Origin of the sequence: Pseudomonas japonica (assembly GCF_900188455.1) — a bacterium.
In the GTDB taxonomy this organism is placed as follows: domain Bacteria; phylum Pseudomonadota; class Gammaproteobacteria; order Pseudomonadales; family Pseudomonadaceae; genus Aquipseudomonas; species Aquipseudomonas japonica.
The window spans coordinates 1-13,559 of the sequence record NZ_FZOL01000038.1; the positions used below are offsets into that span (position 1 = coordinate 1).

At 67.2% G+C, this 13,559-nt stretch carries 3 protein-coding genes; 2 read left to right on the forward strand and 1 reads right to left on the reverse strand.

Translation table 11 applies throughout. The features are described 5' to 3' along the window. A partial coding sequence (locus CHB99_RS28200; protein ID WP_170946421.1) for an S-type pyocin domain-containing protein occupies nt 1–738 on the forward strand: 738 nt, incomplete at its 5' end. Beyond that, on the forward strand, nt 739–1,221 hold the full coding sequence (locus CHB99_RS28205; RefSeq protein WP_042130779.1) for a DUF6392 family protein: 483 nt from the start codon (nt 739–741) through the stop codon (nt 1,219–1,221). 596 nt (nt 1,222–1,817) lie between these two features. On the opposite strand, the gene CHB99_RS28210 is transcribed toward CHB99_RS28205, so the two are convergent. Continuing rightward, nucleotides 1,818–13,445 carry an amino acid adenylation domain-containing protein gene (locus CHB99_RS28210; RefSeq protein ID WP_428977854.1) on the reverse strand — a complete coding sequence of 3,876 codons (11,628 nt, stop codon included), beginning with the start codon at nt 13,443–13,445 and terminating at the stop codon, nt 1,818–1,820. Nucleotides 13,446–13,559: the final 114 nt, after the last annotated feature.

A 13,559-nucleotide genomic window follows, 5' to 3' on the forward strand; every position in this document is an offset into this window, starting at 1 on the left:
ATCCATGGCTTCCATACCTTCAGCCATTACGGCGGTGAGGACCGGGTAGCGGTCAGGCAGGCCAACTGGAATGCCGACAAAAGCGCGATGGAGGCCCGCCTCGGCGGCCTGACCATCACCTGGACACCCAACAACGGCCCGCTGGTGACGGCGCCGACCACCTATCCCGGCGCGCGACCGGATGTGCTGGAGAACATCCTGGTCCACCCGATTCCCACGGGGCGAAACAGTCAGGTCACCACCTACCCCGGGCACGATGCCGAGGACATCACCTGGCAGGACGTGATCCTGACGTTCCCGGCGGACTCGGGGGTGCCACCGCTGTATCTGGTGTTTGCCAAGCCGGCGGTGGAAGTGCTGGAGGTTGATACCTACGGAGCATTCACTGGCCGTCCACGTAATGGCCTGCATGTGGATCACATGCCCTCTCAAGGGGCAATTCGTCGCTATCTGGAATTCCATCTGGCAGAACTCACACCAGAGGAAGTTGATAAGTATCTAAGCAAGGTGGCAAGCATTGCGATTCCTGCGAAAGTCCATCAAAAATTTAGCCAGACTTATGGCGGGCGAAACACTCGCCAGAAACAACAGTTGGACGCAGCAAATCTTCGCTCAGCGGTTAACAACAACTTCGATGCGATAAAGCCTTATCTTCTGGAAGAAGGGTTTACAGAAACACAACTTGGAGACGCCCGAGCCTTGATGCACACAATCAATGAACAACAGGGGTGGTACTAAATGGACGCCAATACGATTATCAGCTTGGTTAAAGGGCTAGGTCGCACCCATGAGGAACTCGTTATGGCCAGGTTAATCCAAGATACCGCGCTAACCCCTCTTTTCAAGGAGGGCGATAACGAAGATCTGATCCACAAACCCGTACCAGGTATCTCCCTATGGTTCTGGGCTGAGACAAGCAGGCTGGAACGGATCGTTATTACCTTGGTCCCACGCGACAAAGGTATCCCAGCTTACACCGGCGAATTACCATTACCGTTCACGCGCAAAATGAACCAGGCAGGTGTACATGCAGCGCTAGGTGTTCCTGATCGATCACAAGGCCCCGCAAAACTTCCTCTCCCTGCCGGAATGACAGGTGGTTGGGATGCATACCGTCTTGATCGCGCTCTGCATCACAATGCCGAAGTTGCCATTCAGTTCATGGCAGACAAATCTGCTTCCGGCCTTGCGTTTCGCTTGATCGACAAAGGGCACGATTGAGCTCAACAGACGCTGTGAGACACCAACTGGCGAGCCACGCAACTACATGCTGACCCTGCGCGGGGATTTCTGATCCTCGGGTGATGCAGACAGAAGCCCCCGGCCTTGAGGTCGGGAGCTTTTTTTGGTCTGACGGGAAATCGCATCAAGAGTGCCAGGTGCCTGTCTCAAGCCTTGCAGCGCCCGTGAGATCGAGCGCCGCCCGCGCGGCGCATCGCGAGCGCGCTCGCTCCTACATTTTTTGCAACGTGCCATGGCCTGTGAGAGCGGCGTCGCCAGCCTTGGTGCCTGGCGATTCATCGCGAGGAGGCTGTTGGGGTCGACGCGATACCGCGTCGTACACACAAGGCGGTCAACCATGGCCTGACAGACATAGGCACGTTGCAACAAATGTAGGAGCGAGCGAGCTCGCGATGCGCCGCGCGGGCGGCGCTCGATCTGGAGGGCGCTGCAAGACTCAAGACAGGCACCTGACAGCCTTGATGCGGTTTCCCGCCATACATTCAGAAATGTGTAGATACCCATGCCTGTGAAAGATTGTCGGAGCGCCGAACCGTCGCGAAGGGCTGCAAAGCAGCCCCAGCAGCACTAAACAACTACAGCGCCTTCAACCGCCCCAACACCTGCCCCAGCAACGCATCACCCAGAATGATGCCGTCATGGTTCTCACCCTCCAGGGTCGCGGACACCAGGCCGTTGACCGCGGACTTGGCCGTGAGCACCGCATCCGCCGCCGCGATCTCCCCGGGCGTCTTGCTCGCCCCCGCCCACCAGCAATGCGGCACGACCCGCAGCGGCTTGAGGGTGAAGGCCTGGCTCAGGCGGATGTTGGCGCTGAGCAGCTTGTAGCCGCTCTCGATTTCGTCCTGCACGGCGATATCGCGATACACCGCGCGCAGGCCCTCCACCTCCACGCCGCTGCGCTGGGCGACCTGGACGATCACCCAGTCGGCGATCTGGTCCTGCTCGACGAAACGCTCGCGCCCCTCGGCCACCAGGTCGAGCACCACCCGCTCGCCGATCCCCGGGACGAACGCCAGCAGGCTGCGCACCAGGTCCTCCATCAGGCCCAACGGTTCCTCACCCGGCGCCGGCGGCGCATCCGGGGCGAAGACGTTGTCCTCCACCGGCAGGCTGGTATCCACCAGACCCAGGAAGGCCACCTCCTGCCCGGCCTGCTCCAGGGCATGGGCGACGTCCATCGCCAGCGCCCCGCCCAGCGACCAGCCGAGCAGGTGATACGGCCCCTGCGCCTGGGTCGCGCGGATCTGCTCGACGTAGTAGCCGATCATCCCCTCCCAGCTTTCGTCGAACCAGCCCGGCACCACGTAGTTGCGGTTGACCACCCCGACCACCCGCCGCGCCGCGCCCAGATAGCCGGCCAGCGGGTAGTAGGAATACACCGCGCCACCACCCGGCGGCAGGCAGAACAGCGGCGGCTCGGCGCCGTCGTGGGCGTTCATCGTCACCACCGGGCTCTTCACCCGACGCTCGTCGGCACGCAGCAGCTCGGCCAGATCCTCGAAGGTTTCCAGAAGAAGGAAATCGTTGAGGCTGAGGCTGATGTCGAAGGCCTCGCGGATCTTGCCCACCGCGGCGATCACCAGCAGCGAATGCCCGCCCAGGGCGAAGAAGTTGTCGCGCAGGCCAACCCGCTCGACACCCAGCACCTCGCTCCAGATCGCCGCCAGACGCCGCTCCTGCTCGGTGCGCGGCGCCTGGTAGTCGCCCTGGGCCAGGCTCGCGTCGGGCTTGGGCAGGGCCTTGCGGTCCAGCTTGCCGTTGGGCGTCAGCGGCATGCGCTGCAGCCACTGCAGATGGCCCGGCACCATGTAGTCCGGCAGGCCGGCCTTGAGGTACGCGCGCAGTTCGTCACGCAAGCCTTCGGATTCGGCCACGCCTTCGGCAGCCACCAGATACGCGGCCAGTTGCTTGTTGCCAGCCACCTCGATATCGATCACCACCGCCTGGTGCACCGCCGCATGCTCCAGCAACCGCGCCTCGATCTCGCCCAGCTCGATGCGGAAGCCGCGGATCTTCACCTGATGGTCGAGACGCCCGACATACTCCAGCACCCCGTCGGCGTGATAGCGCGCCAGGTCGCCGGTGCGGTACAGGCGCCCGCCCTGGCCACCGAACGGATCGGGGACGAAGCGCTGCGCGGTCAGCGACGGCCGCTGGTGGTAACCCCGGGCCAGGCCGTCGCCACCGATCAGCAGTTCGCCGCGCGCACCCACCGGCAGCACCTCGAAATCGTCGCTGAGCACATGCAGGTTGGTATTGCCCAGCGGCTTGCCCAGCCAGACATCGTCGCTGCGGGTCAGGTAATGACGCGCCGACCAGATGGTGGTCTCGGTCGGGCCGTAGACGTTCCACACATGCCCGGCCTGGTCGATCAGGCGCTGGGCCAGCTCGGCGCTCAGCGCCTCGCCGCCGCAGAGCACGGTCTTGCCGGCCAGGGCGCCGGCCGGCGCTGCGTCCAGAATCATCCGCCAGCTCGACGGCGTGGCCTGGATCAGGCTCACCCGCTGGCGCTCGATCACCTCCAGCAGCGCCCGCGGATCCTTGTTCTGCCCGCTGCGCAGCAGCACCACGGCGGCACCGCGGATCAGCGGCAGGTACAGCTCCAGCCCGGCGATATCGAAGGACAGCGAGGTCAGCGACAGCACCCGGTCCCCTGCCCCCATGCCCGGCTGCTCGCCCATGCTGACGAGGAAGTTGACCAGCGCCTGGTGGGCGATGGTCACGCCCTTGGGCAGGCCGGTGGAACCGGAGGTGTAGATGGCATAGGCAAGGTTCTGCGGCGCCGCCAGGGCTGGCGGGTTGTCCTGGCTGTAGCCGTCGAGCCAGTCGCTGTCCTGGTCCAGGCACAGGTTCTGCACGCCGGCGGGAATGCTCAACTGACCGAGCAGCGAGGACTGGGTCAGCAGCAGCTTCAGGCCGCTGTCCTGCATCATGTAGCTCAGGCGATCGGCCGGGAAATCCGGGTCCAGCGGCACATAGGCGCCGCCGGCCTTGAGGATCGCCAGCAGGCCGACGACCATCCGCGGCCCGCGCTCCAGGGCCACGCCCACCAGCGCATCGGCGCCGACTCCCAGCTCGCGCAGCTTGTGCGCCAGCGCGTTGGCCTGGGCGTTGAGCTGGGCATAGCTCAGCGAAACCTCGCCATCGAGCAGCGCCACCGCCTGTGGCGTGGCCCGCACCTGCGCTTCGAACAGCGCCGGCAGGCACTGCTCGCGCGGATAGTCCAGCTGGCTGCGGTTCCAGTCGACGAGCATGCGCTCACGCTCGTCGTCAGCCACCAGCGGCAGTTGCCCCAGGCACGCCGTCGGGTCCTCGATCAGCGCCAGCAGCAGCGTGGCGAACTGCCCGGCCAGTTGCGTCACCGTCTCCGCGGCGACGCGCTGGCGGTCGTAGGCGTACTGCATCAGCAGGGTCTGGCCGACGCCCACCAGCAGGGTCAGCGCATAGTGGGTCTGCTCCTGGGTCTGCGAAGCGCTGAACACCAGGTCGTCCGGCGCCGCCTGCTGCAGCGCCTCGGCCACCGGGTAGTTCTCGAACACGAGGATATTGTCGAACAGCGCCTCGCCGCTCCAGCCGGCCCAGCGCTGGATCTCGTACAGCGGGGTGTGCTCGTGCTCGCGCAGGGCCAGGTTGTGCGCCTGGACCTGCTGCACCCACTCGGCCACGCGCTGCTCGCCACGGGGGCTGGCGACCACCGGCAGGGTGTTGATGAACAGCCCGAGCTGCTCCTCGGCCCCCGGCAACTGCGCCGGACGCCCGGCCACGGTGGCGCCGAAGGTCACGCAGGCCTGCCCGCTGTGACGCTGCAGGACCAGCAGCCAGGCCGCCTGCACCAGGGTGTTGACGGTGACCCGCTGCTCGCGGGCGAAGTCGTTCAGGCGCCGGGTCTGCTCGCGGTCGAAGACATGCACATGCTCGCCCTGCCCCGCGCCTTCATGCGGCGCATCGAAGGTCTGCAGCAGGCGGGTCGGCTCGTCGAGGGCCGACAGCTGCTCGCGCCAGAAGCGCTCGCTGAGCCCGCGGTCCTGGCGCTGCAGCCATTCGATGTAGTCGCGGTAACGCCCACCGGAACCGGACACCGCCTGGCCGCGATAGCGTTGCAGCACTTCGCCGAGCAACTGCGAATTGCTCCAGCCGTCCATCAGGATGTGGTGGCTGGTGTACACCAGGTGGTGACGATCGTCGGCCACCCGTAGCAGGGCGATACGCAGCAGCGGCGCGCCCTCCAGGTCGAAGCCGCGCTGGCGGTCGGCCTGCGCCCAGTCGTCGAGGAACGCCGCCAGGTCGTGCTGGCCGCGGGCATCCAGCTCGATGCAGTGCGCGTCGAGGTGCTTGTGGATGACCTGCAACGGCTGCTCGAAATCGCTGTGGAAGCTGGCGCGGAGCATGTCATGGCGGTCGCTGGCGGCCTGCCAGGCGGCCTGGAAGCGCGCCACGTCGAGGCCCTGCACGTCGATGCGCATCTGGTTGATGTAGTTGCCCGCCTCCCGTGCCGACAGGCTGTGGAACAGCATGCCCTGCTGCATCGGCGACAGCGGATAGACATCGGCGATCTGCGCCGCCGCGACCGGGAAGCGGTCCAGCTGGGCCTGGCTCAGGCCGGCCAGGGGGAAGTCCGACGGCGTCATGCCGCCCACGTCCGCGCCCAGGCAATGGCCGATCAGTTGTGCCAGCTCGCTGGCGTAGTCGTCGGCCAGGCGCTGCACGGTGGCCTTGTCGAACACCTCGGCGCTGAAGGTCCAGCCCAGCGCCAGTTCACCGCCATAGACCTGGCCGTTGATGCTCAGCAGGCTGCCCAGCGGTGCCTCGGCGCTCTGCCCGTCGCCGGCGGATTCGGCCGCCGGAACGAACAGCGCGTCGTCGTCGGCGAAGCTGGCATCGAACTGCCCCAGGTAGTTGAAGACGATCGCGCCTTCGGCCAGGCCGGCCAGGCTACGGCGGGCCTCCGCGCTGCCGAGATGGCGCAGCAGGCCATAGCCGATGCCCTTGTCCGGCACCGCGCGCAGTTGCTCCTTGATGGTCTTGATCGATTCGCCGGCGTCCGCCCGCGCGCTCAGCTTCACCGGGTACATGCTGGTGAACCAGCCGACGGTACGGGTGATGTCGAGGCCTTCGAACAGCTCCTCGCGGCCATGGCCTTCCAGGCGCACCAGGGTGTCGGCGCGCCCGGTCCAGCGGCTGATGGTGCGCGCCAGGGCGCTGAGCAGCAGGTCGTTGATCTGCGTGCGATAGGCCGCCGGAGCGTCCTGCAGCAGTTGGCGGGTCAGCTCGCGGTCGAGGCGGCTGTGTACCGTCAGGGCATGGCGCTGGGCCAGGCTGCCGTCGGCACGGTCGCGCGGCAGCTCGTCGCTGACGCCGTGCAACTGTGCCTGCCACCAGGCCAGCTCGGCCTCGCGTTCGGCGCTGCCGGCGTAGCGTTGCAGGTGTTCGGCCCAGTCCTTGAACGCGCTGGTCTTGCCCGGCAGCACCGGCGCCTTGCCGGCGGCCAGGGCGTTGCAGGCGCTCTGCAGGTCTTCCAGGAGGATGCGCCAGGACACCCCGTCCACCACCAGGTGATGGATCGCCAGCAGCAGGCGCTGTTCGCCCCCGGGCAGTTCGACCAGCAGCGCGCGCAGCAGATCGCCCTGCTCCAGCGACAGGCTGCGCTGCGCTTCGTTGGCCAGCGCCTCCAGGCCATCGACGTGCGCCAGTTGGCGCAGCCACAGGCGCTGGCGCGGTGCGGCGTCGAGGAACGCCTGATGCGCCCCGGCGAAACGCGCGCGCAGGGCATCGTGATGCGCGGCCAGCAGGTCCAGGGCCTGGCGCAGATGCTCGGGGTCCAGCGGCCGTGAAGGCCGCAGCAGCACCGACTGGTTCCAGTGGTCGCGCGCGGGGATCGGGCTGTCGAAGAACCATTGCTGGATCGGCGTCAGCGGCGCTTCGCCGGTCACCGGGCCCTGGTCGATGCTCAGCGCACCGGCGCGCCGGGCGACCTGGGCGATGCCCTGCACGGTCTGGCGCTGGAACAGGTCTTTCGGGGTGAACAGGATGCCCGCCTGACGGGCGCGGCTGACCACCTGGATGGAGATGATCGAGTCGCCGCCCAGTTCGAAGAAGTTGTCGGTGGCACCGATCCGCGGCAGCTTCAGCACGTCCTGCCAGATCGCGGCGATGCGCTGCTCCAGTTCGCCTTGCGGCGCCACATGCTCGCCGCGGGCCTGGCTGGCATCCGGCGCCGGCAGGGCCTTGCGGTCGAGCTTGCCGTTGGCGGTCAGCGGCAGGCGTTCGAGGAACAGCCAGTGGCCCGGCAGCATATGCGCCGGCAGTTCGCGGGCCAGCGCCGCCTTGAGGCGGGACGCCAGGTCGGCCTGCTCCTCCTCGACGACCACATAGGCCACCAGTTGCGTGGCGTTGCCGCTTTGCCACGGCAGTACCACGGCTTCGCGCACCGCATCGTCGGCGACGATCCGTGCCTCGATCTCGCCCAGCTCGATGCGCAGGCCGTGGATCTTCACCTGATGGTCGATGCGCCCGAGGTAGTCGATCACCCCGTCGGCACGCTGGCGCACCAGGTCGCCGCTGCGGTACAGGCGCCCGCCCGGGGTGAACGGATCGGGGACGAAACGCTCGGCCGTGAGGTCAGGACGCCGGTGGTAACCACGGGCCAGGGACACGCCGCCGATATACAGCTCGCCGGCACTGCCCGGGGCGCAGAGCTGCAGGTTGGCATCCAGCACATAGGTGCGCACGTTGCTGATCGGCCGGCCGATGGCGGCAATGGCGCCGGGCTGCGCACCTTGCAGCAGCAGGCTGCTGGTGTCGATGGTGGCTTCGGTCGGGCCGTACAGGTTGCAGACCTGGCCGCCCCACTGGCGACCCAGTTGCTCGACCAGCGCGCTGCTCAGCGCCTCGCCGCCAAAGGCCAGCAGGCGCAGCGAGTCCAGTTGGCCAGCCCGCGCTTCCGGCAGCAGCGCCTGGAGCACCGACGGCGCCAGCTGCAGGATGCTGATGCGCTGCGCGGCCACTTCGTCCCAGAGCAGCGACAGGTCGTCGCTCAACGCCGGGCTGGCCAGGACCAGTTGCGCGCCGTTGAGCAGCGGCAGCCAGAATTCCCAGACCGAGGCGTCGAAGCTGAAGGCGGTCTTCTGCAGTACGCGGTCATGGCTGGCCAATTGCAGTTCGCCCTGCATCCACAGCATGTGGTTGGTCAGGGCGCCATGGCGGATTTCCACGCCCTTGGGCCGGCCGGTGGAGCCGGAGGTGTAGATCACGTAGGCCAGGTGTTCCGGGCTCAGGTCAAGCGTGGGTGCGGCCGCCTCGCGGGTGTCGTCCCAGTCGATGGCTTCATCCAGACAGAGGGTTTCCAGACCTGCGTGGATCGGCAACTGCTCCAGCAGCGTCGAATGGGTCAGCAGCAGGCCCACGCCGCTGTCGCGCAGCATGAAGTCCAGGCGCTCGCGGGGATAGGCAGGGTCCAGCGGCACATAGGCACCGCCGGCCTTGAGGATCGCCAGCAGGCCGACGACCATCTCCAGGCTGCGCTCCAGGGCGATACCCACCAGCACATCGGGGCCGACGCCCTGCTCGCGCAGGTGCCGGGCCAGGCGGTTGGCCTGGCGTTCCAGTTCGGCGTAAGCCAGCTCGCGCTGGCCAAGGACCAGCGCCGTGGCGTCAGGGGTACGCTGGGCCTGCACCGCGATCAGTTCATGCACCGGGCTGTCGGCGAAAGCGACCGCGGTGGCGTTCCACTCACCGGCGATACGCTGCTGCTCGACCGCATCCAGCAGCGGCAGCTCGCTGATCCGCTGGCGTGGATCGCCACCCAGGGCGCGCAGCAGGTTGCGCCAGTGCGCGGCCATGCGCTGGATGGTCGCCAGGTCGAACAGGGCGCTGGCGAAGGTGAACGAGGCGCCGACGCCCTGGGCATGCTCCACGGTGTTCAGCGACAGGTCGAACTGCGAGGCCTGGCTGTCGGATTCCAGGCCCTCGACGCTCAGCCCCGGCAGTTTCTGCCCGGCGTGGCCGGCCTCGACCTGGTGGTTGTACATCACCTGGAACAGCGGTGTGCGGCTCAGGTCGCGGCCCGGTTGCAGGGCCTCGACCAGTTGCTCGAACGGCAGGTCCTGATGGGCCTGCGCCTGCAGCGCATGCTGGCGCACCTGCCGCAGCAGCTCGGCGATGGTGGTGTGGGTATCGAACCCGGCCTTGAGCACCTGAGTGTTGACGAAGAAGCCGATCAGGCCCTCGGTCTCGGCGCGGTTGCGGTTGGCGATGGGCACGCCGACGCGGATGTCGGACTGCCCGGTGTAGCGGTGCAGCAGGGTCTGGAACGAGGCCAGGAGGAGCATGAACAGGGTCACGCCCTGCTCCCGCGCGACGTCCTTGAGGCGCTCCACCAGCGCCGCTTCCAGCGGGATCTCCAGCCAGCCACCGGCACGGCTCTGGATCGCCGGGCGCGGGCGGTCGGTGGGCAGCTCCAGCACCGGTTGCTCGCCGCCCAGTTGCGCGGTCCAGTAGCCCAACTGCCGCGCCTGCTCACCGGCGTCCATCCAGTTGCGCTGCCACTGGGCGTAGTCGGCGTACTGGAAGGCCAGCGCCGGCAGTTCCAGGGCCTGGCCCTGGCTGAAGGCGGCGTAGTGGCGAACCAGCTCGTCGACCATGATCGGCATCGACCAGCCATCGGAGACGATATGGTGCTGGGTCAGCACCAACACATGCTCGTCCGCGGCCAGACGCAGCAGGCGGATGCGCAGCAGCGGGCCGTGCTCCAGGTCGAACGGACGCTGCACCTCGTGCTGGACGAAGTCCTCCAGCGTCTCATCCGCGGCCAGGGTCTCGACCTGCACGGCGAACGGCGTCGCGGCATGGATGATCTGCACAGCCTGTTCGCCGTCCTGGCGGAAGGTGGTGCGCAGGGTTTCGTGACGCGCCACCAGGGCTTCGAAGCTGCGGCGCAGGGCCTCGACCCGCAGCTCGCCGCGCAGGCGCAGGGCTACCGGAATGTTGTAGGCGGCGCTGTGCGGCTCCAGTTGCCAGAGGAACCACTGGCGTTGCTGGGCGTAGGACAGCGCCAGCGGCTGGCTGCGATCGACGACGGCAAACGCCGGCGCCTGGCCCGCCTGGCCCTGCGCGGCGGCACGGGCAAAGGCGGCGAGGTCCTGGGCCTCGAACAGGTTGCGCAGGGACAGCTCCAGGTCCAGTTGCTTGCGCACCCGCGAAATCACCTGGGTCGCCAGCAGCGAGTGGCCGCCCAGTTCGAAGAAGTTGTCGCTCAGGCCGACCTGCTCGACCTTGAGAATCTCCGCCCAGATCGCCGCCAGTTGCTGCTCCAGCTCACTCACCGGGGCGACATAGGCATTCTGCAACTGGCTGGCATCCGGCTTGGGCAGGGCCTTGCGGTCCAGCTTGCCGTTGGCCGTCAGCGGCATGGCCTCCAGCGCGATCAGGTGGGTCGGCACCATGTAGTCCGGCAGATTGGCCTTCAGGTGCGCCTTGAGGCTGTCGCGCAGGTCGGCCTGGGCCGGGTCGCGCGGCACGAACCAGCCGGCCAGCTGCTGACCTGCGGGACCTTCAACGGCCAGGACGATGGCTTCGCGCACCGCCGGATGTTCCTGCAGGCGCGCCTCGATCTCACCCAGTTCGATACGGAAACCGCGGATCTTCACCTGATGGTCGATACGCCCGGCGTATTCGATCACCCCTTCGGCGCGATAGCGCGCCAGGTCGCCGGTGCGGTACAGGCGACCGCCATCGGTGGAGAACGGATCCGGCACGAAGCGCTCGGCGGTCAGCGCCGCGCGGTGGTGGTAGCCACGGGCGAGACCGGCGTGGCCGACATGCAGCTCGCCATTGCAGCCCAGGGCCACCGGGTTGAAATCGGCATCCAGCACGTACCAGGACAGGTCCGGGATCGCCTCGCCGATCGGGCTGACTTCGGCCTGGGCCAGGTCCAGTTTGCTGATCGGACGGTAGGTCACGTGCACCGTGGTTTCGGTGATGCCGTACATGTTGATCAGTTGCGGCTGCGCATCGCCGAAGCGTTCGAACCAGGGCTTGAGGCTGCCGACGTCCAGCGCTTCGCCGCCGAACACCACATAGCGCAGGGCCAGGTCGGCGGGCGATTCGCAGGCGACCCGCGCCAGTTGCTTGAATGCCGATGGGGTCTGGTTGAGCACGGTGACTTGCTCATCCACCAGCAGCTTGTGGAAATCTTCCGGCGAACGGGTCGTCTCACGCGGCACGATCACCAGGCGACCACCATGGAGCAGCGCACCGAAGATCTCCCACACGGAGAAGTCGAAGGCATAGGAGTGGAACAGGGTCCACACGTCCTTGTCGTCGAAACCGAACCACTGGTTCGTGGCGGTGAACAGGCGCAGCAGGTTGTGATGCGGCAGCAAGGCGCCTTTCGGCTTGCCGGTGGAACCCGAGGTGTAGATGACGTAGGCCAGGTTGTCCGGCGAAGTCAGGTTGACCGGGTTTTCGCTGCTGTAGCCGCCGAGCGACGAATCCAGCAGATCGGCTCGGGTCAGCAGCAGTTTGATGCCGCTGTCCGCCTGCATGTAGTCGAGACGGTCCTGTGGATAATCCGGGTCCAGCGGCACGTAGGCACCACCGGCCTTGAGAATGCCCAGTACGCCGACCAGCATTTCCAGACTGCGCTCGGTGGAAAGACCGACCAGCACATCCGGCCCCACGCCCTGCTCGCGCAGCTTGTGCGCCAACTGGTTGGCCCGACTGTTGAGCTGTGCATAAGTCAGCTGCTCGGCACCGAAACTCAGCGCCACGGCGTGCGGAACACGGGCCGCCTGCGCCTCGATCAGTTGATGGGTGCACAACTCGCTGGGGAACACCGTCAACTGGTGATTCCAGTCACGCAAGGTGCGCTCGCGCTCGGCGTCGCTGTGCAGCGGCAGCTCGGCGATGCGCTCGGCGCTGTTGGCGCACATGCCACGCAGCAGGTTGCGCCAGTGCCCGGCCATGCGCTCGACGGTGCCTGCATCGAACAGGTCGCTGGCGAACACCAGCGAGGCACCGATGCCCGCCTCGCTTTCGAAGGTGTTCAGGGCCAGGTCGAACTGCGCGGTGTGCTTGTCCGATTCCAGCCCCTCGACCTGCAGCCCGGCCAGTTGCCGCGCCTCGCCACGCACTTCGGTCTGGTGGTTGAAGATCACCTGGAACAGCGGGCTGCGGCTCATGCTGCGCTCGGGCTGCAGGGCTTCCACCAGTTGCTCGAACGGCAGGTCCTGGTGGGCCTGGGCGCCAACCACGGTCTGCTTGACCTGCTGCAGCAGGCTGGCCACGGTGCTGCGCCCGTCGAACTCGGCCTTGAGCACCTGGGTGTTGACGAAGAAGCCGATCAGGCCTTCGGTCTCGGCGCGGTTGCGGTTGGCCACCGGCACGCCGATGCGGATATCGGCCTGCCCGGAATAGCGATGCAGCAGGGTCTGCAGCGAGGCGAGCAGGAGCATGAACAGGGTCACGCCCTGCTGCCGGGCCAGGTGCTTGAGGTCCTGGCCAAGGGCCTCGCCCAGGTCGATATGCACGCGGCCGCCGCGCCAGGACGGCTGCGACGGACGCGGACGATCGGTGGGCAGCTCCAGCACCGGCTGCTCGCCGCCCAGTTGCTCTTTCCAGTAGGCCAGCTGGCGTTCCTGCTCGCCGGCCTCCATCCAGTTGCGCTGCCAGATCGCGTAGTCGGCGTACTGGATCGGCAGGCCCGGCAGATGCACCTCGCGGCCCTGGCTGTAGCCTTCGTAGCAACGCACCAGCTCGTCGATCATGATCGGCATCGACCAGCCATCGGAAACGATATGGTGCTGGGTCAGCACCAGCACATGCCGGTCCTCGCCCAGCGCAAACAGGCGCACCCGCAGCAGCGGGCCCTGGCGCAGGTCGAACGGACGCTGGATCTCCTCCTCCACCGCGGCCTGCAGCAGGTCGGCCGCCAGCGGCTCGACCTCCAGCACGAACGGCTGCGCCTCATGGATCACCTGCAGCGCCTCGTCGCCGTCCTCGCGGAAGGTGGTGCGCAGGGTTTCATGCCGCGCCACCAACGCCGTGAAGCTGCGACGCAGGGCCTCGATGTCCAGCGCGCCGTTCAGGCGCAGCGCCACCGGCATGTTGTAGGCGGCGCTGTGCGGCTCCAGTTGCCAGAGGAACCACTGGCGCCGCTGCGCGTAGGACAGCGCCGAGCTGTCCTCGGCCTCGCGCCTGAAGATCGGCGTGACTCCATACAGGTTCACACCCTGGCGTTTGAGCAAGGCCGCCAACGCCTTGCGTTCCCGGGCGGACAGCGATTTAACGGAGTCGAGCAGCGCTTGCACTTGGGGTTT